21 protein-coding genes are annotated in these 22041 nt (G+C 72.2%); 8 read left to right on the top strand and 13 right to left on the bottom strand.

Annotated features, from left to right (window positions below; translation table 11 throughout):
* Position 1: 1 nt before the first annotated feature.
* From QM792_RS12985 to ntrC, 6 genes are all read left to right on the top strand, one after another.
* Entirely contained in the window at positions 2-868 is an 867-nt protein-coding gene (locus QM792_RS12985; protein ID WP_415150521.1) for an EI24 domain-containing protein, read from the top strand.
* The gene (locus QM792_RS12980) at positions 865-1689 is read left to right on the top strand and encodes a competence/damage-inducible protein A (RefSeq protein WP_415150520.1); all 825 of its coding nucleotides are present in this window, start codon (positions 865-867) and stop codon (positions 1687-1689) included. The genes QM792_RS12985 and QM792_RS12980 overlap by 4 nt, the downstream gene beginning before the upstream one ends.
* A 200-nt stretch (positions 1690-1889) precedes the next feature.
* Positions 1890-3305: a type I glutamate--ammonia ligase gene (gene glnA / locus QM792_RS12975; RefSeq protein WP_415150519.1), complete on the top strand. Its 1416-nt coding sequence runs from the start codon at positions 1890-1892 to the stop codon at positions 3303-3305.
* A gap of 110 nt (positions 3306-3415) precedes the next feature.
* The gene (locus tag QM792_RS12970; protein ID WP_415150518.1) at positions 3416-3919 is read left to right on the top strand and encodes a hypothetical protein; all 504 of its coding nucleotides are present in this window, start codon (positions 3416-3418) and stop codon (positions 3917-3919) included.
* Positions 3920-3926: 7 nt separating this feature from the next.
* The gene (gene glnL, locus QM792_RS12965) at positions 3927-5003 is read left to right on the top strand and encodes a nitrogen regulation protein NR(II) (protein ID WP_415150517.1); all 1077 of its coding nucleotides are present in this window, start codon (positions 3927-3929) and stop codon (positions 5001-5003) included.
* 4 nt (positions 5004-5007) lie between these two features.
* Positions 5008-6528, top strand: coding sequence for a nitrogen regulation protein NR(I) (gene ntrC, locus QM792_RS12960; protein WP_415150516.1), 1521 nt, complete (start codon positions 5008-5010; stop codon positions 6526-6528).
* A gap of 12 nt (positions 6529-6540) precedes the next feature.
* Here ntrC and QM792_RS12955 read toward each other — a convergent pair whose 3' ends face one another.
* The 3 genes from QM792_RS12955 to QM792_RS12945 form a co-directional block, all read right to left on the bottom strand.
* Positions 6541-7308 carry an exodeoxyribonuclease III gene (locus QM792_RS12955; RefSeq protein WP_415150515.1) on the bottom strand — a complete coding sequence of 256 codons (768 nt, stop codon included), beginning with the start codon at positions 7306-7308 and terminating at the stop codon, positions 6541-6543.
* Positions 7309-7382: 74 nt separating this feature from the next.
* Entirely contained in the window at positions 7383-8231 is an 849-nt protein-coding gene (locus QM792_RS12950) for a DMT family transporter (RefSeq protein ID WP_415150514.1), read from the bottom strand.
* 126 nt (positions 8232-8357) lie between these two features.
* Complete coding sequence (locus QM792_RS12945) at positions 8358-10298, bottom strand: PhoX family protein (RefSeq protein WP_415150513.1); 1941 nt, start codon at positions 10296-10298, stop codon at positions 8358-8360.
* 182 nt (positions 10299-10480) lie between these two features.
* On the opposite strand from QM792_RS12945, the gene QM792_RS12940 reads away from it, so the two are divergent.
* Together QM792_RS12940 and fur are read left to right on the top strand one after the other, a co-directional pair.
* Complete coding sequence (locus tag QM792_RS12940; RefSeq protein ID WP_415150512.1) at positions 10481-10729, top strand: hypothetical protein; 249 nt, start codon at positions 10481-10483, stop codon at positions 10727-10729.
* Positions 10726-11211, top strand: coding sequence for a ferric iron uptake transcriptional regulator (fur, locus tag QM792_RS12935; protein ID WP_415150511.1), 486 nt, complete (start codon positions 10726-10728; stop codon positions 11209-11211). The genes QM792_RS12940 and fur overlap by 4 nt, the downstream gene beginning before the upstream one ends.
* 16 nt (positions 11212-11227) lie before the next feature.
* Here the strand turns inward: fur and QM792_RS12930 are convergent, their stop codons facing one another.
* From QM792_RS12930 to QM792_RS12885, 10 genes are all read right to left on the bottom strand, one after another.
* Positions 11228-11674 carry a pseudoazurin gene (locus QM792_RS12930; protein WP_415150510.1) on the bottom strand — a complete coding sequence of 149 codons (447 nt, stop codon included), beginning with the start codon at positions 11672-11674 and terminating at the stop codon, positions 11228-11230.
* Between the two features lie 41 nt (positions 11675-11715).
* Complete coding sequence (locus tag QM792_RS12925; protein ID WP_415150509.1) at positions 11716-12678, bottom strand: ChaN family lipoprotein; 963 nt, start codon at positions 12676-12678, stop codon at positions 11716-11718.
* 10 nt (positions 12679-12688) lie between these two features.
* Positions 12689-13174: a hypothetical protein gene (locus QM792_RS12920; protein WP_415150508.1), complete on the bottom strand. Its 486-nt coding sequence runs from the start codon at positions 13172-13174 to the stop codon at positions 12689-12691.
* A 212-nt stretch (positions 13175-13386) separates the two neighbouring features.
* Positions 13387-14607: an NnrS family protein gene (locus QM792_RS12915; RefSeq protein WP_415150507.1), complete on the bottom strand. Its 1221-nt coding sequence runs from the start codon at positions 14605-14607 to the stop codon at positions 13387-13389.
* Entirely contained in the window at positions 14604-15359 is a 756-nt protein-coding gene (locus tag QM792_RS12910) for an ABC transporter ATP-binding protein (RefSeq protein ID WP_415150506.1), read from the bottom strand. The genes QM792_RS12915 and QM792_RS12910 overlap by 4 nt, the downstream gene beginning before the upstream one ends.
* Complete coding sequence (locus tag QM792_RS12905; protein ID WP_415150505.1) at positions 15356-16147, bottom strand: ABC transporter permease; 792 nt, start codon at positions 16145-16147, stop codon at positions 15356-15358. The genes QM792_RS12910 and QM792_RS12905 overlap by 4 nt, the downstream gene beginning before the upstream one ends.
* A gap of 9 nt (positions 16148-16156) precedes the next feature.
* Positions 16157-18103 (bottom strand): TonB-dependent receptor plug domain-containing protein, encoded by a 1947-nt coding sequence (locus tag QM792_RS12900; protein WP_415150504.1) that lies wholly within the window; start codon positions 18101-18103, stop codon positions 16157-16159.
* Between the two features lie 44 nt (positions 18104-18147).
* On the bottom strand, positions 18148-19161 hold the full coding sequence (locus tag QM792_RS12895) for an ABC transporter substrate-binding protein (protein WP_415150503.1): 1014 nt from the start codon (positions 19159-19161) through the stop codon (positions 18148-18150).
* A 1-nt stretch (position 19162) separates the two neighbouring features.
* Positions 19163-21208 carry a TonB-dependent receptor gene (locus QM792_RS12890; RefSeq protein WP_415150502.1) on the bottom strand — a complete coding sequence of 682 codons (2046 nt, stop codon included), beginning with the start codon at positions 21206-21208 and terminating at the stop codon, positions 19163-19165.
* 140 nt (positions 21209-21348) lie between these two features.
* Positions 21349-21963: a DUF3501 family protein gene (locus QM792_RS12885; protein WP_415150501.1), complete on the bottom strand. Its 615-nt coding sequence runs from the start codon at positions 21961-21963 to the stop codon at positions 21349-21351.
* Positions 21964-22041 lie beyond the last annotated feature (78 nt).

The raw sequence follows: 22041 nt of genomic DNA, 5'->3' as shown, positions 1-22041 counted from the left end.
CATGAAGCTGGTGTTGGATGCCTTCTGGCGCGCGGCCGCCTACTGCCTGCACCCGCGCGTGATCGCGCTGTCGGTGCTGCCGCTGGTGCTGATGGTGGTGGTCTCGCTGGGCCTGGGCTACCTGTACTGGGACCGCACGGTCGACCTCGTCAACGCGACGCTGCAGGGCTGGCCCTTCGTCACCAGCTTCTTCACCTGGCTCGAAGGCTTCGGCCTGGGCGGGTTCAGGTCGGTGCTGGCGCCGCTGATCATCGTCTTCCTCGCCACGCCGCTGATCGTGGTGATGGCGCTGCTGGCGGTGTCGGTGCTGATGACGCCGGCGATGCTGCACCTGGTGGCGCAGCGGCGCTTTCCCGACCTGGAGCGCCGCCACGGCGGCTCGTGGTGGCGCGGCGCGCTGGTGGCGCTGGTGGCCACCGCGGTGGCGCTGCTGGCGATGGTGGTGTCGATCCCGCTGTGGCTGGTGCCGCCGCTGGTGCTGGTGATTCCGCCGCTGATCTGGGGCTGGCTCACCTACCGCGTGCTCGGCTACGACGTGCTGGCCGAGCACGCCAGCCGCGAGGAGCGCCGCGAGCTGGTGGCGCGCCATCGCATGCCCATGCTGGCGATGGGCGTGGTGGCCGGCCTGCTCGGCGCCGCGCCGGGGCTGCTGTGGGTGTCGGGTGGCATGTTCGTCGCGCTGGCGCCGGTGCTGGTGCCGGCGGCGATCTGGATCTACACGCTGGTCTTCGCCTTCGCGGCGCTGTGGTTCGCGCACTTCGCGCTGGCCGCGCTGGCCGCGCTGCGGCTGGAGCGCGAACCGCCGCCTGCGCCGCCCGCGTCCGCGCCGCCGCTGCTGGAGCCCGTGGAGATCCTGCCGCCGCCATGAACTTCGGCCTGATCATCATCGGCGACGAGATCCTGTCCGGAAAGCGCGCCGACAAGCACCTGCCCAAGGTCATCGAACTGCTCGCCGCGCGCGGCCTGTCGCTCGCCTGGGCGCGCTACGCCGGCGACGAGCGCGAGCGCATCACCGCCGACCTGCACGAGGCCCTCGACGCCGCGCGGCGCGGCGACGTGGTGTTCTCCTGCGGCGGCATCGGCGCCACGCCCGACGACCACACGCGCCAGTGCGCCGCGCGCGCGCTCGGCGTGCCGCTGGCGCTGCACGCCGAGGCCGCCGAGCTGATCCGCGAGCGCATGCGCGACGTGGCGCGCGAGCAGGGCACGCCCTGCGAGCCCGAGCGGCCCGACAACCTGCACCGCCTGAACATGGGCGTGTTCCCCGAGGGCGCGCGCATCGTGCCCAACCCGTACAACAAGATCGCCGGCTTCAGCCTGCACCCCGGCGAGGCGGGCGGCGCGGTCTTCTTCGTGCCGGGCTTCCCGGTGATGGCCTGGCCGATGATCGAGTGGGCGCTGGACACCCACTGCAAGCATGCGCAGCGCGCGGTCGTGACGAGCGAGCGCTCGGTGATCGTGTTCGGCGCGATGGAAGCCGCGCTGACGCCGCTGATGGAAGCCATCGAGGCGCGCTTCGACGGCATCAAGGTGTTCAGCCTGCCCAGCGTCGACCACGCCGAGTGGGGCCGCCACATCGAACTGGGGGTCAAGGGCGCCGACGCCGGGCGGCTCGCCGCGGCCTACGGCGAACTGCTGGCCGGCCTGCGCCGCCACGACGCCCGGCTCGGCCCCGAACTGGTGCGTTGAGCGTTCGAAACTACGCACCAAAATAGAGCATAAGCTCGCCCTGATTTGGTTCGACCTGCGTGACGCCCGGCGCGGCGCGGAACCAGGCTCCGGGCGTGGCTGCTGGCATGTCTCCTGCTACATTCCTGTGCGCTTTTCGGGGGAAACCCCGGGCCCACACACCAATCCACCGACCTACCAGCCTGCCAGGAGATGCTTTGATGGCCAAGACCGTCGCCGACGTGATGAAGATGGTGAAGGAGAACGAAGTCAAGTTCGTCGACTTCCGCTTCACCGACACCCGCGGCAAGGAACAGCACGTGTCCGTGCCCGTGTCTGCGTTCGATGAAGACAAGTTCACCTCGGGCCACGCCTTCGACGGCTCCTCGATCGCCGGCTGGAAGGGCATCGAGGCCTCCGACATGCTGCTGATGCCGGACCCGAACACCGCCAACATCGACCCCTTCTTCGAAGAGCCGACGCTGCTGCTGACCTGCGATGTGCTCGAGCCCAGCGACGGCAAGCCCTACGAGCGCGACCCGCGCTCGCTGGCCAAGCGCGCCGAGGCCTACATGAAGTCCTCCGGCCTGGGCGACGCCGCCTACTTCGGCCCCGAGCCCGAGTTCTTCATCTTCGACAACGTGCGCTGGAACGTCGACATGTCCGGCTGCTTCGTCAAGGTCGAGTCCGAGGAAGCCGCCTGGAACACCGGCAAGGACTACGAACACGGCAACTCCGGCTACCGCCCGGGCGTCAAGGGCGGCTATTTCCCGGTGCCGCCGGTCGACAGCGGCCAGGACCTGCGCTCGGAGATGTGCCTGATCCTCGAGTCGATGGGCATCCCGGTCGAGGTGCACCACCACGAGGTGGCCACCGCCGGCCAGATGGAGATCGGCACCAAGTTCAGCACGCTGGTGCAGCGCGCCGACTGGCTGCAACTGCAGAAGTACATCATCCAGAACGTCGCCGCCGCCTACGGCAAGACGGCGACCTTCATGCCCAAGCCCATCGTCGGCGACAACGGCAGCGGCATGCACGTGCACCAGTCGGTCTGGAAGGACGGCAAGAACCTGTTCGCCGGCGACGGCTACGCGGGCCTGAGCGAGTTCGCGCTGTTCTACATCGGCGGCATCATCAAGCACGCGCGCGCGCTCAACGCCATCACCAACCCCGGCACCAACAGCTACAAGCGCCTGGTGCCCGGCTTCGAGGCGCCGGTCAAGCTGGCCTACTCGGCGAAGAACCGCTCGGCCTCGATCCGCATTCCCTACGTCGCCAACCCGAAGGGCCGCCGCATCGAGGCGCGCTTCCCGGATCCCACCGCCAACCCCTACCTGGCCTTCAGCGCGCTGCTGATGGCCGGCCTGGACGGCGTGGAGAACAAGATCCACCCGGGCGAAGCCGCCACCAAGGACCTGTACCACCTGCCGCCGGAAGAGGACGCGAAGATCCCGACCGTCTGCCACAGCCTGGACCAGGCGCTGGAGTACCTGGACAAGGACCGCGCCTTCCTGACCAAGGGCGGCGTGTTCACCGACGCCTACCTCGACGCCTACATCGACCTGAAGATGCAGGAGGTGCAGCGCTTCCGCATGACCACCCACCCGGTCGAGTTCGACATGTACTACGCCCTGTGAGCTTTTCCCGCAGGGACGAAGGGACGGCCGCGGCCGTCCCTTTTTGTTGGAACTCCGACCGGCCGCGGGGCATCGACGCTGGGCTACGATCCGGCCAAGGAGTCCTTCGCATGCACCGCTTCCCCTCCGGCCTGGCCGTCCTGCTGCTCATGCCCCTGGCCGCCGCCGCGCAGGTCACGGTGTACCGCTGCCCGGGCAACGTCTACACCAGCAGCGCCGACATCTCGGCCAAGGAGGCCGACAGCCGCGGCTGCAAGACCATCGAGGGCGCGCCCATCACGGTGATCCAGGGCCAGGCGCCGCGCGCCCGGGCCGGCTCGCCGGTGCCCGAGGCGGCGGCGTCGCGCGGGCCCGACTCGCGCGTCGACCCCTCGCAGCAGCGCGCGCGCGACGCCGACGCGCGCCGCATCCTCGAGGCCGAGCTGAAGAAGGAAGAAGAGCGCCTCGCGCAGATGCAGAAGGAATACAACAACGGCGAGCCCGAGCGCCGCGGCGACGAGCGCAACTACCAGAAGTACCTCGACCGCGCCGCCGAGATGAAGGCGGCGATCGCGCGCAAGGAAAGCGACATCGCCGCGATCAAGCGCGAGATCGGCAAGCTGCCGCCCTCGTGATGCCGTCGTGACGCCCGACGCCGACGCCGGCGCCTACGCCGCCTTCGACCACCTCGCGACCATGATCGCGGTGGTGTCGCCGCAGGGGCGCTGCGTGTTCGCCAACGCCTCGTTCGAGAACGTGCTCGGCCTGTCGCGCCGCAGCGTGCAGCGCGGCTCGCTGTTCGACTGGTTCGTCGACGCCGGCACGCTGCGCGAGACGGTGGCCGCGGTGGCGCGCAACGAGTTCTCCACCAGCCGCATGGAGACGCTGCTGCGCCGCCCCGGCCCGGCCGGCGGCGACGCGCTGCCGGTGCACGCCATCGTCACGCAGATGGACGGCACGCCGCACGTGCTGATCGAGCTGGTGGAGATCGAGCAGCAGACGCGCCAGGACCGCGAGGAACGCGCGCTCGACCAGGCCAAGGCCACCAAGGAGCTGATCCGCAACCTCGCCCACGAGATCAAGAACCCGCTGGGCGGCATCCGCGGCGCGGCGCAACTGCTCGGCATGGAGGTCGAGGGCCGCGCGCTGACCGAGTACACCCAGGTCATCATCAACGAGGCCGACCGGCTGCAGGCGCTGGTCGACCGCCTGCTCGCGCCGCACCGCAAGCCGCACGTGGTCAGCGACCTCAACATCCACGAGGTGTGCGAGCGGGTGCGCTCGCTGATCCTGGCGGAGTTCCCGCGCGGGCTGAAGGTCGAGCGCGACTACGACGTCTCGGTTCCCGACTTCCGCGGCGACCGCGAGCAGCTCATCCAGGCGGTGCTGAACATCGCCCACAACGCCGCGCAGGCGCTGACCGAGCGCATCGCCGCCGGCGACGCGGTGATCACGCTGCGCACGCGCATCGCGCGCCAGGTGACGCTGGGCAAGCAGCGCTATCGTCTGGCACTGGAATTGCATATCCAGGACAACGGCCCGGGCGTGCCCGAGTCCATCCGAGAGCACATCTTCTACCCGCTGGTATCGGGGCGCGATGGCGGCTCCGGACTCGGGCTCACGCTCGCGCAGACCTTCGTGCAGCAACACCAGGGCACGATCGAATGCGAGAGCGAACCGGGCAGGACGCTGTTCAAGATCCTGATTCCGCTGCCTTGATTCAATGAAACCCATCTGGATCGTTGACGACGACCAATCCATCCGCTTCGTGCTGGAGAAGGCCCTGGCGCGCGAGGAGCTGGCCGTGCGCAGCTTCACCAACCCGCGCGACGTGCTCGCCGCGCTGGACGACGACGAGCCGCAGGTGCTGGTGTCCGACATCCGCATGCCCGGCGGCTCGGGCATCGAGCTGCTGGGCAAGGTGAAGGAGCGCCATCCGGGGCTGCCGGTCATCATCATGACCGCCTACTCCGACCTCGACAGCGCGGTCAGCGCCTTCCAGGGCGGCGCCTTCGAGTACCTGCCCAAGCCCTTCGACGTGCCCAAGGCGGTGGAGCTGATCCGCCGCGCCGTCGACGAGAGCCTGCGCGAGGAGGTGCGCGACGGCGCGCAGGCGCAGATGCCCGAGATGCTCGGCCAGGCGCCGGCGATGCAGGACGTGTTCCGCGCCATCGGCCGGCTGAGCCAGAGCAACGTGACGGTGCTGATCACCGGCGAGTCGGGAACCGGCAAGGAACTGGTGGCGCAGGCGCTGCACCGCCACAGCCCGCGCGGCGAGAACGGCAGCAAGGGGCCGTTCGTCGCGATCAACACCGCGGCGATCCCGAAAGACCTGCTCGAGAGCGAGCTGTTCGGCCACGAGCGCGGCGCCTTCACCGGCGCGCAGACCACGCGGCGCGGGCGCTTCGAGCAGGCCGATGGCGGCACGCTGTTCCTCGACGAGATCGGCGACATGCCCTTCGACCTGCAGACGCGGCTGCTGCGCGTGCTGTCGGACGGGCAGTTCTACCGCGTCGGCGGCCACAACCCGATGCGCGCCAACGTGCGCGTGATCGCGGCCACGCACCAGAACCTCGAGGACCGCGTGCGCCAGGGCGTGTTCCGCGAAGACCTGTTCCACCGCCTCAACGTGATCCGCCTGCGCCTGCCGCCGCTGCGCGAGCGGCGCGAGGACATTCCTGCGCTGGCGAAGTTCTTCCTCGGCAAGAGCGCCAAGGAACTGGGCGTCGAGACCAAGCGCTTCACCGACGCGGCGCTGGCGAAGCTGGTGAGGTTCGACTTCCCCGGCAACGTGCGCCAGCTCGAGAACGTCTGCCACTGGCTGACGGTGATGGCGCCGGCGCAGGTGATCGAGCCGAAGGACCTGCCGCCCGAACTGGGCAGCGAGGCGCCGCCGCCGGCCGTGCCGGAACCTCAGCCCGAGCCGGCCGCCGCGCTGCCGCCGGCACCGGCCGCCACGGTGAGCGCCGCGCCCGCGCCGGTTGCCGCCGCGCCGGCGGCCATGGGCGCGGCCGCTGCGACCACGGACGCCGACTGGCTGGCCGGCCTCGAACACGAGGCGCGCCGACTGCTGCTGTCCGGCGAGCCCGAGGTGTGGGACGCGCTGACGCGCAAGTTCGAGGCCCGCATGATCCACACCGCGCTGGACATCACGCGCGGCCGCCGCATCGAGGCGGCGCAGAAGCTCGGCATAGGCCGCAACACCATCACGCGCAAGATCCAGGAACTGGGCCTGGACGACTGACGGCCGCGCCGTTCAGTCGGCCAGCTCGACGACCACCGGCGCGTGGTCGCTCGGCCGCTCGTTCCTGCGCGGCGCCTTGTCGATCGTGCAGGCGCCGACGCGGGCCTTCAGCGCCTCGCTGACCAGGATGTGGTCGATGCGCAGCCCCTGGTTCTTGCGGAACGCGAGGTTGCGGTAGTCCCACCAGCTCCAGCTCCTGGGCGGCTGCTCGAAGAGGCGGAAGGCGTCGTGCAGACCCAGGGCGACGAGGCGGGCGAACTGCTCGCGCTCCTCGGGCGTGCAGTGGATCTGCCCGGCCCAGGCGACGGGGTCGTGGACGTCGCGGTCTTCCGGCGCGATGTTGAAGTCGCCCATCAGCACCAGGCGCGGATGCGCGGCCAGCTCGCCGGCCACCCAGGCGCGCAGCGCGTCGAGCCAGCGCATCTTGTAGGCGAACTTCTCGCTGCCCGGCGCCTGGCCGTTCGGGAAATAGGCGCCGATCACGCGGATGCCGTCCAGCGTGGCGGCGATCACGCGTGCCTGCTCGTCGTCCAGGCCCGGGATGTTGCGCACGACCTCGGCGCCGCCGCGGCGGCTGAGCAGCGCCACGCCGTTGTAGGTGCGCTGCCCGAACCACTGCGCCTGGTAGCCGGCCGCCAGCAATTCGGCGTGCGGGAACTTGTCGTCGGTGAGCTTGGTTTCCTGCAACGCGATCGCGTCGACCGGATGCTCGGCCAGCCATGCGAGCAGTTGCGGCAGGCGCACGGCGAGCGAGTTGACGTTCCAGGTGGCGAGTTTCATCGCTTGAATGAATGGCTGTGTGGGTGGATGCGTGCCGCCGGGCGCGACGTGTGTCTCGTGCATCTTATGGAGTTTCAGGACCGACGCTCGGGCGCAGGCCCCGAGCCGGCCGGCGCGCGCCGCAGGTTCAGCGCGTTGCCGCCCAGGATCAGCGCCACGCCCAGTACCGTGGCCAGGCCCACGCGCTCGGCGTAGACCGCCCAGCCCACCGCGGCGGTGAGCGGCACGCGCAGGAAGTCCATCGGCACCACCACGGTGGCCTCGGCATGCGCCATCGCGCGGGCGAAGCAGTAGTGCGAGAAGGTGCCGCAGAAGGCCACCACCAGCACCCAGCCCCACATCGGCGCCGAGGGCCAGCGCCACGCGGCCAGCGCCGGCAGCACGCCGATGGCGCTTTGCACCACCAGCATCCAGAAGCTGAGCTGCACGGCCGTGTCGGTGCGGGTCAGCGACTTGACCATGATCACCGACACCGCGAAGCCCAGCGCCGCGGCCAGCGCGATCAACTGGCCCGCGTTCAGGCCGTGCGCCGAGGGACGCACGATCAGGGCCACGCCGGCCAGGCCCAGCAGCACGGCCGCGAGCTTCCAGCGGTTCACGCGCTCGCCCAGCACGAGCGCGGCCAGCGCCACCGACCACAGCGGCATCGTGAACTCGATCGCTACCACCTGGGCCAGCGGGATCAGCGTCAGCGCCGCCAGCCAGCCGTACTGCGCCGCGTAGTGCACCGCGTTGCGCAGCACGTGCTGCGTCATGCGCGTGCTGCGCATGGCCGGCAGCCCGCCGGCGCGGTGGACCAGCGGCCACAGCATCGCCAGGCCGATCAGCGAGCGCAGCACCATCACCTCGAACACCGACAGCTCGCGTGTCGCTTCGCGGCCGGCCACGGCCATCACCACCATCAGCGTCAGCCAGCCGGCCATCCAGGCCGCGGCGCGCGGGATCGAGGGTACGGGGGCGGCGGCGGCCGGCGAGGGCGGGGGAGGCGGTGGCGAGGGGCGCATCCGGCCCAGGTTAGCCGATCTCCGGCCGCGCCCTCTTGCCAGGGCTTACAGCTTGACCGCCTGCGGCGCGCCGGTCAGGTAGCCGACCGCGGCGCCGAACTTGTTCTTGTAGTTGGCGTTGATCAGCGGGTCGAGCGTGTCCTTCACCTTCGCGTGCAGGCCGCTCCAGTCGCCGGGGTGCTGGAAGTTGCTCATGATGTAGGTCCAGCCGTTGACCTCGTCCACCGCGTGCAGGCCGGTCGATTCGGCGCCGGCCGGCGTCGAGAGGATGCGCGACAGCGTCCTGGTGTCGACGTTGTAGGCCCACAGGAAGTTGTTGACGTGGTTGCCGCTGTCCTCGCCGATGAACAGCGTGCGCATCTTCTCGGAGAACTTCAGGTTGTCGGGGCTGGCGATCTTGTCGGGGTGGGCGGTGTTGCCCAGCGCGTCGGCGGCGATGTCCTCGCCCATCAGTTCCATGCGCGAGCGCAGCGGCACCCACTCGCTGTCGATGGCGGCGCCCTTGTCGTCCTTGACGCCGCCGCCCAGGTCGTGCGCCAGCACGCCGCCAGCCTTCAGCGTCTTGGGGAAGGCCACCTTGTGCTTCGCGTTCCAGAGCGCGTCGCCCTCGATCATCGAGGTCTGGATGTTGGCCAGCGCCGAGTAGGCCACCTTGTCCTTGGCGTTCAGCGTCGTGCCTTCCATCTTGGTGAAGGCCATGCTGCCGCCGGCCAGGTTGGCGTAGCGGTGGGTCTCGAGGAAGGCGGCGGCCTTCTCCATGCCGGGCTTGAGCTTGAGCCAGGCGGCCTTGCCGTCGAGGAACGCCTTGGTGTAGCTGTCGTCCTGCGGGTCGGCGGTCAGCGACTCCATGATGTCGGTCGGCTTCAGGCTGCCGGCCAGCGCCTCGATCTCGGCGCTGGTGGCGTGGCCGAGGTGGATCCACTGGATCTTCGCGGTGGAGGTGTTGGTCAGCGTCTCGGTGTAGTGCGCCACGTACAGGTTGCCGGCGGACAGGTCTTTCGCCTTGTCGGCCACGAACAGGAACAGGCCGCCGTTGGTGTAGTCGTCGCCCATCAGCGCGGTGCGCTCGTCGGGCATCACGTGGATCAGCTCGTGCGAGATGCGGCCCAGGCAGTAGTGCTTCTTCACGCTGCCGCTGCCGTCGGGGTTCACGGTGATCTCGGGCAGGTGGCCGTAGTGGTAGGGGTTGGCCGTGGTCTCGTCGCCGTAGACGTTCTTGCTGAAGGCCTTGAACTGCGCCGAGCCGGCGGCCGTGAAGGCATCGGGCTCGTACTCCTCGCTGGACAGGTGGGTGTTCCAGGGCGAGAGGCTGGCGCCGCAGGTGATCCACAGGCCGTGGGCCGAGGACATGTCGACGTTGTGGTACTTCACCAGGCTGAGCTGGCCGGTGGCCTGGTCCTGGTCCAGCGTCAGCACGGCGATGGGCGAGGGCAGGCGGCCGTAGGTGTCGTTGCCGGCCTGGTCGCGGCTGTTGTATTCGAACTGCACGACGAAGAACACCGGCTTGCCCTTGACGCCGTCGACCTTGGCGCCTTCGATCTGGATCAGCGACGAGCCGTCCGGCGAATCGGAGAAGAACTGGCGCTCCTGGCCGGGCACCGAGGCGTCGACGATCGGCTGGTTGTGGATGTCGTAGTAGCCGCCGGCCAGGGTCTTGCCGCCCTTGCCATCGCTGACCAGGTCGCCGGTCACGAAGAAGGGCTGGTAGGCCAGCGCCACGTCCTTCTTGCTGTTGTCGTCGTACACGATGCTCATCACCGCCGCGGTGGTGGTGGTGGCCATCGCGGCCGGCGCCGCCAGGCTGGGCGCGGCCATGCTGGAGAAGCTCACCGACTTGAAGGCCTTGGCGGGCGCGGCGTGGTCGCCGCCGCCGCCGCCGCAGGCGCTCAGCAGCCCGGCGGCGGACAGCGAGGATGCCAGCGGCAGCATCGGCGCGCCGCCCAGGAGTTGAAGAAGACGGCGGCGTGAAGTTTTGATGTCGGTCATGGCTGTCGCTCTGTGAAGTGAGGGTCTTGGACGGGCGGAGAGCCCGCTCGCCCGGCGCCGCGCAGTGTGGTCAGCGCGCATGGCCAAGCGATGACGGAACGGTTCAAGAACCGTGACACACACCCGCCCGCCACGGCGTGTGCGCTCGGTGCATAATGCGAATGAGAAACGATCTCATTGCATTGAACCGACCCGCCATGCCCGACGACATTTCCGCCAGCGCGCCGCGCGTCCAGATCAATCCCGACGGCCTGACCTACCGCTGCAAGCCCGCCGGCTCGCCGTACAGCGGCGGGGCGGGGCTGCAGGGCCAGACCATGTCCTGCTTCCTGTGCGGCCGGCACCGACCGCGCCGCATGCTGCGCAGCCGCAGCCTGGTGGGCCGCACGCACTACGTCTGCGCGCACGGCTGCGGCGCGGACGCGGCATGAGCGTGCCGCGCCGCCGCCCGGGCGACGGGCCGCCCACCGGCAGCCCGGTGGAGGAACTGAAGACCAGCGGATTGAAGGCGACGCTGCCGCGCCTGAAGGTGCTGGAGGTGTTCCAGCGCACCGACCGGCGCCACCTCGCCGCCGAGGACGTCTACAAGGCGCTGCTCGCCGACGGCTCCGACATCGGCCTGGCCACCGTCTACCGCGTGCTGATGCAGTTCACGCAGGCGGGGCTGCTGACGCGCCAGCACTTCGAGGGCGGGCGCGCCGTGTTCGAGATGAACGAGGGGCGCCACCACGACCACATGGTGTGCCTGCACTGCGGCCGCGTGCAGGAGTTCTTCGACGCGGCGATCGAGCAGCGCCAGCGCGAACTGGCCGAGCAGCACGGCTTCGAGCTGCACGACCACGCGCTGGCGATGTACGGCCTGTGCTCCGACCCGGCCTGCCGCGGCAGCGGGGCCGGCGGCAAGGGCGGGTGAGGCCGCGCGGCCGGGCTCACTTCACCTGCGCGAGCGCCTTGTCGAAGCGGTCCTTGCCCATCACGAAGCCGGCCTGCTCCTTCGCGGCGGCCGCCTTCGCGTCGGCCAGGTTGGCCGGCTTGCCGGCCTGGATGACGCCGACCATGCCCATCATCTTGTGCGGCTCGCAGACGTACAGGTAGACGCCTTCCTTCTCGAGCTTGACCTTCACCTCGGCGTCGGGCGCGCCCTTCCACGGCTTGGCGCCGGCCGGCAGCAGCAGCGAGGCGCTGTTGTGCGCGGCCTTCTCGGTCGGCGCGAAGACCACCGTGTCGCCCACCTCCGCCTTCACGAAGGCGGGCTCGAACACCATGCTGCCGTCCTTGCCGGCGTTGAGCATCTTCACGACGTGATCGGCGGCGCCGGCCGAGGTCGCGGCGATGGCGAGGGTGAACGCGGCGAGCGCAAGGGTGGGTTTTTTCAAGGGGGTTCTCCTCGTTGGTTTGAAATGGTCCGGAAGCGGTGTCAGGCCGACGCGCCGCCCGGGCGTTCGACCGGGCGCAGCGCGGCGCAGGGGTCTTCGCGCGGCTGGCGCGGCGTGGTGATGGCGCGGTCGTAGGCGGCGTGGCCGTCGTCGCCTTCTTCGAGCAGGCCGATCACGACGGCGTTCGAGCGCAGCGGCTCGGCCAGCCAGCGCGGCACGCCGATGTCGCGGCGCACGTGGCCGTTGCCGGCCAGCAGCACCACGCCGCGTTCGGCGTGGCGCTCGATCATGTGCGCCATGAACTGGTCGCGCGCCACCTGCGCGGCGGCCATGCGCAGGCCGTGCGAGGCGTCGACCGCGCCGCAATGCGCGCTGACGATGGCTTGCGCCTGCGCGGCGGCGATGTCGGGCGGCACACGCTCGTCGAAGTTCATCGCCTGCAGGCCTTCGGCGATGACGCGGCGCGCGTCGGGGCGCGAGACGTTGGCGGCGACGATGGGCAGGTCGTGGCGCAGCGCCAGCGCGATCAGCGGCTTGTAGTAGGCCCATTGCCAGGCCGCGCCGGGCGCGGCGGCGGCGGCGATCAGCTCGTCGGCGTCGGCGCCGGGCTGTTGGCGCGCGCGGTCGAGGTCGGCCTGGCGCTCGCGGTCGAACTGCTCCATCAGCAGCGCCGGGCGCGCGCCGGCTTCGAGCAGGGCCTCGAAGGTGCGCGCGCGCAGCTCGTGCTGGCCGGCGTTGTCGTGCACCTCGCCGAGCAGCAGTAGCGGCCGCGGCGCGCCGGCGTGCGTGAAGCCGGCCAGCGGCGCGCCGGCCGCGGCCCAGCCGCCGCCGAGCGTGGCGCCCGCCAGGCCGGCCAGCGCGACGCCGCGCAGCAGCCGGCGCCGCGGCGCGCTGAGGCTGCGCCCGAACAGCGTGCGCTGCACACGCTCGCCGGCCAGCGTCAGCGCGGCGCAGGCGAGCAGCGCCAGCCCGAGGGCGAACAGGAAGGGCAGGGGATGATCCATGGCGGGCGCTTCAGTGCAGGGTGGGTGAAGGGTGGCTGGCCGCCGGCTGCGCGTGCGCCGGCGAGCCGCAGGCGCAGCCGGCGGCCAGCCAGCGCTGGACCTCGGGCCACGGCCCGTGCTGCGACTGGAAGCGCAGCAGCGCGGCGCGGGTCTCGCGCAGGCGCTTGCGCGCGGCCAGGCGCGCTTCCATCGGCAGGCGCTCGTCGCGCGCGGCGTGCAGCATGCCGCCGTGCGCGCCGCACAGCGTGGCGGCGGCTTCGGGCAGGCGCCGCACGCGCACCAGCCCTTCGGCGAGGTTCAGGCTGCTGACGACGAGCGCGGTGACGGCGTCCTCCACGTCGGGCCAGCTTCCGAAGTGCTCGGTGGCGTAGCGGCGCGCGAGCCGGTAGGCCGCCACCGCGCTGTCGAACGCGCCGCGGTCGAGCAGCGAATTGGCGCGCAGCATCAGGCGCGTCCACTCGTCGAGCGTGTCGTCGTCGTACGGCAAGGCGCTCAACCCGCCATCGGGACGAAGACGTACACGGCGAGCACGACGACGGTGAACACCAGCCAGTCGGCGGCGGCACGCAGCCGGGTGTTTCTCATGGGACGGGAACTCCTCGAGATCGACCTGCGTTCGAGGCTGGCGGCGGCTGGCGTGCAGGAACGGTGGCGATCTTAGATGAGAATACGTCGCATTAGCAAGCATGCGCGACGAATGAGCGCAGCTCAGCAACCCTCGACGGTGTGGTCCGGCCCCTGGCAGCCGCGCCGGCCGTCGGCGCGCTCGCGGCGCCAGGCCGGCGCCAGCCGCATCAGCACCGCGCCGAAGGCCAGCATCCACAGCGCCGCGGCCAGCAGCAGCCCGGTGGGCGCATCGCCGATGCCCAGCGCGGACAGCGCGCGTGCCGCCGCCGCGCCCAGCAGCGCGAGCGCCGCGGCCGGCACCCAGGGGCGCTCGTCCGGCCACAGCCCGCAGTGGGCGCGGCCGGCGATCACGAACACCGTCAGGATGGCCAGGCCGAAGGCGCCGATGCCGAGCACGTGCCGTGCCGCCGAGGCCCACGCCGGCGCGTCGGCGAGAACGGCGACGCCCCACAGCGCATAGCCGGCCGCCATCGCGGCGTAGACCGCGTACAGCATCAGCGGGCGGCGCCGCAGCAGCGCGCGGCCCACGTGCCAGTCGCCCATCAGTTGCAGCACCGCGGCCGCCGCGGCCAGCGCCAGCCAGCCGGCGGCGCGATGCCCCGGCCAGGCCATCTGCGCCAGCGTGTGCGCCGCGATCAGCGCCAGCGCGAGCTGGCGGTGCGGCGGGCGCGCCAGGTAGACCGCCGCGGTGGCGCGCCGCCCGTCGCGCCCGGCCCGCGCGCGTTCGTCGTCGAGCGCCGCGTTGACGATGCGCATCGAGATGCGGCTCATCGCCAGCACCAGCAGCGCCATGTAGATGCCCAGCAGCGCGTGCAGGAAGCTCGCCGCCGGGCGCCCCAGCAGCGCCGCCAGGTGGTGCGCCGCCACGCCCGCGCCCAGCGCCAGCAGCGCGGCGGCGAAGGAGCGGTGCGCGCGCTGCGGGTCGGCGCGCAGGCGCGGCCACACCGTCGCGAGCAGGCCGCCGATTAGCGTCAGCGCGCCGGCCAGCGCCAGCGCATGCCCGAGCGCGCCGGGCGCGAGCGAGCCGGCCAGGCCCAGCGCCCAGGCGCCGAACAGCCGCCGCGTGGTGCGCGGCGGCACCTGCGGCGTGGCGGTGAACTCCGGCACCGCGGTGAGCAGGAAGCCGGCCACGGCGGCCAGCCCCATGTGTTCGAGCATCGCCTGCGCATGCCAGGCGGGTGTGATGGGCAGGGCGAGCGCCAGCGCCGCCGCCCAGGTGCCGATGGACAGCAGCGCGACCCAGGCCGCCGCCGTGAAGAAGGGGCGCAGGCCGCACTGCCAGAGCGGGTGGCCGGGCTTCATCGCGCGGGCGCGGCGGCGAGCCCGAAGGCCTCGCGCACCGCGGAGCGTTGCAGCAGGGCGGCCACGGCGCGGTGCGCGACGGCGTCGCCGGGGCCCTGGCCGTTGTCCTCGGGCGTCCAGCGGTGCACGATGCGCCCGGGCGTGCCGCCCATCACCAGCACCTCGCCGGCCAGCCGCGCCGCCTCGGTGAGATCGTGCGTGATCATCAGCACGGCGGTGCCGTGCTCGCGCACGTGCCGGCGCAGCAGCTCGTGCATCTGGCCGCGCAGCCCGATGTCGAGCGCGGCGAAGGGTTCGTCCATCAGCAGCAGGTCGGGTTCGGTGACCAGCGCGCGCGCCAGCGCGGCGCGGCTTTGCATGCCGCCGGAGAGCTGCGTCGGGTAGGCCTGCAAGGCCTCGTCGTCCAGCCCCATCGCGCGGCCCATCACGGCGGCCCGCCGGCGCGCCTCGTGGCGGCCGAGGCCGGCGGCGCGCAGGCCGAGCGCGATGTTGTCGACGCCGCGCTGCCACGGCAGCAGGCGCGGCTGCTGGAACATCACCGCCGGCCGCTCGAAGCCCTGCACGATGCGGCCCTCCTGCACGGCCAGCAGCCCGGCGGCCAGGTGCAGCAGCGTGGTCTTGCCGCAGCCCGACGGGCCGACCAGCGCCACCACCTCGCCGGCGCGCACGCCCAGCTCGATGTCTTCCAGCACGGTGGTCGGGCCGTAGCGGTGCCGCACGCCGTGCAGCCGCAGCGCCGGGGCGGCGCTCACGTGGTGGCCTCGCGCCAGCGCTCCAGCTCGCGCTGGATAGGCACCAGCAGCAGCGATTCGAGCGCCAGCAGACAACCCACCACCACCGCCACCCAGGCCAGCGTGCCGGCGGTGTCGAGCTGCGAGCGCGTGACCGCCAGCGCGGCGCCGACGCCGCTCTCGGTGGCCAGCAGTTCGGCCATCACCACCACCTTCCAGGCCTGCCCGAGCGCGGTGATCCAGGCCGGGAAGACGTAGGACAGCACGTGCGGCGCCAGCACCTCGCGCAAGGCCATCCACGGCGGCAGGCGGAAGGCGCGCGCCATGTCGCGCAACTGGCGGTCGAGCGTGCGCGTGCCCTGCAAGGCGGCGGCGAACACCGGCGGAAAGCAGGCGATGAAGACGGTGAACACCGGCGTGCCGTCGCCGGCGCCGAACCACAGCAGCGCCAGCACCAGCCAGGCGATCGGCGGCGTGCCGAGCACCACCGTGACCAGCGGGCGCAGCGCGACCGCCAGCGCGGCCCAGCGCCCGGCCAGCATGCCCAGCACGGTGCCCAGCGCCATCGCCGCGCCCAGGCCGAGCAGCGCGCGCCGCCCGGTGGCCAGCAGCGCCGGCGCGAGCTGCCGCTCGGCCGCCAGCGCGTGCAGTGCCTGCCAGGTCTGCGCCGGCGTCGGCAGCACCAGGGGGCCCAGCGCCTGCGCGGCCGCCTCCCAGGCGGCCAGCAGCAGCATCAGGCTGGCCAGCGCGCCCCAGCCCGACCAGAGGTAGGCCGGCGCGCCGCGCAGCAGCCGCAGGACGGCGCCCACGCCGCAGCCTCAGAAATCGAGCCGTGCGTTGACGAACACGCGCCGGCCGCGTTCGGTGTAGCCGAAGTCGGCCGACTCCTCGGCCAGGCGCAGGTTGCCGAGGTTCTCCATGCCGGCGCGCAGGTGCAGCGTGCGCGCGTCGGCCAGCTTGAAGGCCTGGCCCAGGCTCGCCGAGGCGAGCGAGTAGCCCGGCAGCCGGGCGCCGCCGGTGGCGGTCTGGCGGCCGGTGCGCTCGAGCGTCAGCAGCGCCTGCCAGCCGGCGGCGGCGCGGTACTGCAGGCGCGTGGTCCAGGCCTGGTGCGGGCGGTCGGGCAGCGCCTGGCCGGTGGCCTTGTCCTCGGTGTTCAGCAGCGTCAGGTCGGTGCTCCAGTGCCAGTGGCGGTCGATCTGCCAGCCGAAGCCGGCCTCCAGGCCGCGCACGCGCGCGCGGTCGACGTTGTCGTACAGGTAGGTGCGGCGCGTGCCGACCTGGTCGATCAGCCGGTAGGTGATCAGGTCCTTCACGTCGGTCTGGTACGCCGTGGCGCGCAGCGACCAGGCGCCGAAGTCGGCGTCGACGCCGATCTCGCCCGAGTTCGAGCTTTCCGGCCGGATGCCGGCGTTGCCGAGGAAGGTGTGCGGACCCTCGGCGCCGACGTAGTTCGGCGAGATCTGCTTGAGCGTGGGCGCCTTGAAGGCGTGGCCGAAGCCGCCCTTGACGACCCAGGTGCGATCGGGCTGCCACACCAGGTAGGCGCGCGGGCTGAGCTCGTTGCCGAAGTACTCGTGGCGGTCGGCGCGCACGCCGGCGGTCAGCATCAGCGCGCGGGCCAGCGCCCATTCGTCCTGCACGAACACCGACTTGTGCGTGGCGGCGTCCCGACCGCCGGCGAGGCCGGCGTTCTCGAGCGCCTCCTTGCGCCACTCGCCCCCGGCGGTGAGGCGATGGTCGCCCAGCGTCCAGGCGGCGTGGCCGTCGACCACGTCGTCGGTCATGCGCTGCGGGCGCGTCGGCGCGACGCCGTTGCTGCGCAGGTTGACGATGTCGATGCTGCTGCGGTAGGCGCGCACCTGCGCCTTGGCGGCGCCGACGCTGCCGCGCCAGCCGAGGTGGCCGTGGCGGCGGTCCAGCTCGTAGGTGTTGCGGTAGACGCGCGGACCCGACAGCGCGTCGTAGAAGCGGTCCTCGTCGACGACGTTGAAGCCGGCCTCCAGCGCGTGCCCGGGCGCCAGGTCGAACACGCCGCCGACGCCGCCGCCGACGGAGCGGCGGCCCTCGGTCTCGGACACGCGCGGATCCTCCTTCAAGGCGACGCTGCCGCTGCGCAGCGCCTCGGCGTGCACGCGCAGCGCGAGGCGCTCGCCCACCGGCCCGCCGGCGCTGGCCGAGACGCGCGCGCTGCGCCCGCCTTCGCCGGCCGTGGTGGGGTCGGCGGCGGACAGGCCGAGCGAGCCCTCCCAGCGCTTGCGCGGCGTGCGCGTGATCAGGTTGATCACGCCGCCGAGCGCCTCGGAGCCGTACAGCGCCGACATCGGGCCGCGGATGATCTCGATGCGCTCGACCGCCGACATCGGCAGCCAGCCGTACTGGTAGTCGGAATGGCCGACCACGTCGTCGCTGGCGCTGATGCGCCGGCCGTCGATCAGCGTCAGGGTGTGCTTGCCTTCCAGGCCGCGCAGCGCCAGCGTCTTGCGCCCGCCCACCTGGCGCGCGCCCAGCGTCAGGCCGGGCGCGCTGCGCACCGCGTCGAGCAGGTCGCTGGCGTTGCGGCGCGTGATCTCGCCGGCGTCGATCACGGTCACGGTGGCCGGCGCGCCGCGTGCGTCCTGTTCGGTCAGCGTCGCGGTGACGGTGACGGGCGGCAGCAGCGGTTCGGACGCCGCCGCGTCGGGCTGGGCGGCGCAGGGCAGCGCGGCGGCGGCCAGCGCGAGTGCGAGCGGACGGGTGGTGCGGGCAGGGCGGGTGGTGTGGGTCATCGGTGTCGAAAGGTCGTGGGTGTTCGGTGCGCCGGCCGGGCGGCTCAGCCGCCGTAGAAGCGCGCGTCGGGCAGGCGTCCGCCGACCAGGCCGGGCTGGCGCGCGAGCAACTGGCCGTAGAAGAACTCCAGCTCGCCGCGCGCCTCGGCCGGCGCGACGAAGCGGGCGTTGTCGACGGCGATCGCGTCGGCCACCGCCTCGGGCGCGAGCTGCGCGATGCGCGAGGCGACCAGGCGGCCGCATTCGGCCGGCGCGCCCTGGCACCACCGCAACGCGGCGGCGTAGTCACGCTGCAGGCGCTCCACCAGCGCGGCGTCGGCGGCGACGGGGCCGAGCAGGGTCAGCACCGCCTGCGGCATGCGCGGCGCGCGCTGCATCACGCGGCCCCACTCCCGCTGCATGTCGACGCTGCGGTGCAGCTCGGGCGCGACCATGCCGAGCGGGAACGAGCGCGTCTTGCGCAGCGCCATCGACACCGCCGGCTCGGCCAGCAGCGCGTGGTCGGCGCGGCGCATCACCAGCAGTTGCATCGCGTCCAGCGGCGAGGCGGCGTAGCGCAGCGAGTAGTCGCGGCCCTGCTGCAAGCCCTGCTTCTCGGCCAGCAGGCGCAGCACGATGTCGGGCATGTCGCCGCGGAAGGGCATCACGATCTCCTTGCCCTTGAAGTCCGCCAGCGTCTTCAGCGCCGCGTCGCGCGAGACCATCCACAGCACGCCCCACGAGGGCACGCCGAGCAGGCGCAGGTCGACACCGCGGTTGTAGAGGTTGGCCGCCACGTTGCTCGGCATCGCCAGCAGGTCGGCCTGGCCTTCCAGCGCCAGCAGGCGCAACTGGTCGGGGTCTTTCCAGGCGACGAACTTCACCTCGTCGGCGAGGTCGGCCAGCATGCCGGCCTCGGCCATGCGGACCAGCGGGTTGGAGATCGCCGCCGACGGGCCGGCCAGCACCAGCCGCGCGCGCTTCGCGGGGGCGGCGCTGGCAAGGCGCGCCGCGGCCAGCAACGCGGCACCGGCCGCGCCGCGCAGGCAGGCGCGGCGAATCGAGCTTGCGGGGCGCATGTCAGAAGCTGCCTTGCCAACTGAGCAGCAGGCTGCGCCCGGGCGCCTGGATCTCCTGCCCCGACAGGCCTTCGGTGAGGTGTTCGTGGTAGCCCTTGTCGGCCAGGTTGCGCAGCGCCATGCGCAGGCGCTGGCCCTTGGCGAAGCTCCAGGTGGCGCCCAGGTCCAGCGTGGCGAAGCCGGGCGTGGCGTTTTCGCCGCCGAGCGAGAAGGCGGTGGCGACGCGCGTCTGCCGGCGCACCAGGCGCAGCCGCGCGTCGCTGGCCCACTCGGCGCTCCAGCGCGCGTCCCAGCCGAGCGACAGTTCGTCGGCCGGCATCTGGAACAGCGGCTCGTCCAGGTCCTTGTTGGTGCCGCGCAGCAGCGACAGGGAGGCGCTCAGCCAGTGCTCGGCCAGCACCTTGCCGCGCACCTGCGCCTCCAGGCCCTCGATCACCACCCGGCCGAGGTTGACGGTGGCCTTGACCGGCAGGCCGTTCTGCACCGCGCCGGTGGGCCGGCCGGTGATGAAGTCGGTGATGCGGTTGCGGTACAGCGCGGCCGACCACACCAGGCGCGGCGACTCGCCCTTGGCGCCGATTTCGATCTGCGTCGACTGCTCCGGCGCGATCTGCGGATTGCCGAGGTAGAAGTAGCCGTCGCCGCGCGGCGAGGCCTCGTAGCGCTCGCGCATCTCGCCGGCGCGGAAGGCGCGCGCGATCTGCGCGTAGGGGCGCAGCAGCGCGTCGGCCTCGTACATCACGCCGAGCGAGCCCGAGGTGCTGCCGTCGCTGCGCGCCAGGCCGCTGCGCACCGCGCCGTTGCTCATCGACGCCGCGTCGCCCTTGACGCGGTCGTGGCGCAGGCCCGCCACCAGGCCCCAGGCGCCCAGGCGCACGTCGTCCTGCACGTAGGCGCCCAGCGAGCGGATGCGCGCGTCGGCGAAGGGGTCGTTGCGCACCAGCGGCGACATCGGCGTCGGGTTGGCCAGGTAGCGCGCCGGCGAAGCACCCATGCGCCAGGCGTTGACGCCGGCCGAGAGCACCTGCGCCTCGCCCCAGGCCCAGCGCGCGCGGGCGTCGAGGCCGTCGGTCTCGAACGCGACGCTGGTGCGCGCGGTGTCGCGCCGCAACTGGTTGGCCCAGGACCAGATCTCGCGGCGCATCTCCTGGCGGTAGGCGCGCAGGTCGACCTCCACGCCGGCCTCGCTGAAGTTGTAGCCGGCCTCGTAGAGCCGGCGCTGCTGCGTCGGCGAGTGCACCGTGGTGCTGCCCAGCGCGGGGTTGGGCAGCGGGCGCGTCGAGCCGGGGTACCAGACGTCCTCGTCGAGATGGCGCTGCGCCGACAGCCGCAGTTGCTGGCGCGCGTCGATGCGGAAGCGGTACTGGCCGATCAGCGCCTCGCTGTCGTAGCCGGTGCGCGCGACGCTGCCGCCCGGCGCGCGGTAGTCCTTCGCGCGCAGCGCCGAGGCGCCGAGCATCAGCGCGTGGTCGCCTTGCGCCAGGTTGAGCACGCCGGCGCCCGAGGCGCCGTGCCGCACGCTGTCGGCGCCCAGGCTCAGCTCGGCTTTCAGGCCGTCGACGAAGCGCGCCTGCGGCAGCAGCACGTTGATGGCGCCGCCCAGCGCGCCGGTGCCGTACAGCACCGACGACGGGCCCTTGACCACCTCCAGCCGCTCGGCCAGCCCGAGGCTCATGAACGACGCGATCGCGCCGGCCGGCTGCGCCGAGTTCAGCCGCATGCCGTCGACCAGCAGCACCACGCTTTCCCGCTTCAGGCCGCGGATCACCGGGTTGGCGCCCTGCGCGCTGTCGCCGGCCACCGCCAGGCCGGGTTCGCCGCGCAGCGCGTCGCCGACGTTGGCGGCGCCGCGCGCCTGCCAGTCGCGCCGCTCCTGCGACAGCACCGAGGCGGGCGTCTCGGCGTTGTCGGCCGCGTAGCCCTTGGCGGTGACGGTGACGGCGGGCAGTTCCGCCTCCTCGGCGGCGGCCGCGGCGTGCAGCGGATGCACGCCGGCGAGCAGGCCGCATGCCCACAGGGCGGCCACGATGGGGCGGAGTCGGGTCATGGAATCAGATGCGAATGATTGCTGTTCGCAAAAGATATCGACATGCTCCCGACCTGGATTTGCGTGGCGTCAAACCTCCGTCGCGGTCCCTTCGCGCCCGTTCACGTCCGTTCTCGCCCGGCCGCGCGGCGCAATGCCCGTCAGCGCACGGCGCAGAGGTCGAGCTTGTGCGTGGGCAGCACGAGGTCGCGGCACAGCCGCGCGACGGTGTCGGCCGGCACGACGCGGCGGAACGCGTACTGGTCGTGCGCGCAGCCGAGCGTGACGGCGGCGCCGGCGTGCAGCGCCGCGCGCAGCGACTCGGCGAACTGGAAGCGCAGGAAGTGCACCGCGCTGGGCCGCGAGCGATGGCCGTCGGGCAGGTCTTCGTTGGCCAGCGCGAACACGCGCGGCTGGCGGCCCACCTCGACGTAGAGGCGGTGCGCCGCCTCGTTGAGCCGAGGCAGCTCGCGGCTGCGTTCGAGCGCGTCGGGAATCTCGATCTGCAGCGTCGCCTTCCAGTTGCTGCCGTCGGGCACCAGGTGCGCGTAGGTGCCGATCTCGTGCTCCACCGCGTCGGGATGGCCGCAGCGCTCGGCGTGCAGCACCTCCTGGATCTGGTAGCGCACGGTCAGCTCGTCCTCGAACTGCAGGCGCATGCACGGCCCGAGCGTCAGGCTGCGCTGGCGGCGGTGGCGGATCATCTGCTGGCGCTGCGCACGCCGCGACAGGCTGTAGGCCTGCAACGTCAACAGCTTGTCGCGTGAAATGCTCATCGGTGCGCGGGGAAGTGGCTCCGCGCAATATTGTAATGAGACTCGTTCGCAATTCCGATGAGGCGTTCGCCGCCCGGC

The organism is Piscinibacter sp., assembly GCF_047600445.1.
GTDB lineage: Bacteria > Pseudomonadota > Gammaproteobacteria > Burkholderiales > Burkholderiaceae_C > Piscinibacter.
The sequence above is the reverse complement of the archived record's forward strand: the minus strand, read 5'-3'. Positions and strand labels throughout refer to the sequence as shown.

Bases quoted from the DNA above. Each gene is read 5' to 3' on its own strand.
- QM792_RS12895 (WP_415150503.1), bottom strand. From the start codon at position 19,161: ATGCGCCCCGCAAGCTCGATTCGCCGCGCCTGCCTGCGCGGCGCGGCC.
- QM792_RS12985 (WP_415150521.1), top strand. From the start codon at position 2: ATGAAGCTGGTGTTGGATGCCTTCTGGCGCGCGGCCGCCTACTGCCTG.
- glnA (WP_415150519.1), top strand. From the start codon at position 1,890: ATGGCCAAGACCGTCGCCGACGTGATGAAGATGGTGAAGGAGAACGAA.
- QM792_RS12980 (WP_415150520.1), top strand. From the start codon at position 865: ATGAACTTCGGCCTGATCATCATCGGCGACGAGATCCTGTCCGGAAAG.
- QM792_RS12900 (WP_415150504.1), bottom strand. From the start codon at position 18,103: ATGACCCACACCACCCGCCCTGCCCGCACCACCCGTCCGCTCGCACTC.
- QM792_RS12925 (WP_415150509.1), bottom strand. From the start codon at position 12,678: ATGGATCATCCCCTGCCCTTCCTGTTCGCCCTCGGGCTGGCGCTGCTC.
- QM792_RS12885 (WP_415150501.1), bottom strand. From the start codon at position 21,963: ATGAGCATTTCACGCGACAAGCTGTTGACGTTGCAGGCCTACAGCCTG.
- QM792_RS12890 (WP_415150502.1), bottom strand. From the start codon at position 21,208: ATGACCCGACTCCGCCCCATCGTGGCCGCCCTGTGGGCATGCGGCCTG.
- QM792_RS12915 (WP_415150507.1), bottom strand. From the start codon at position 14,607: ATGAAGCCCGGCCACCCGCTCTGGCAGTGCGGCCTGCGCCCCTTCTTC.
- fur (WP_415150511.1), top strand. From the start codon at position 10,726: ATGAGCGTGCCGCGCCGCCGCCCGGGCGACGGGCCGCCCACCGGCAGC.
- QM792_RS12945 (WP_415150513.1), bottom strand. From the start codon at position 10,298: ATGACCGACATCAAAACTTCACGCCGCCGTCTTCTTCAACTCCTGGGC.
- QM792_RS12950 (WP_415150514.1), bottom strand. From the start codon at position 8,231: ATGGCCGGCTGGCTGACGCTGATGGTGGTGATGGCCGTGGCCGGCCGC.
- ntrC (WP_415150516.1), top strand. From the start codon at position 5,008: ATGAAACCCATCTGGATCGTTGACGACGACCAATCCATCCGCTTCGTG.
- QM792_RS12955 (WP_415150515.1), bottom strand. From the start codon at position 7,308: ATGAAACTCGCCACCTGGAACGTCAACTCGCTCGCCGTGCGCCTGCCG.
- QM792_RS12970 (WP_415150518.1), top strand. From the start codon at position 3,416: ATGCACCGCTTCCCCTCCGGCCTGGCCGTCCTGCTGCTCATGCCCCTG.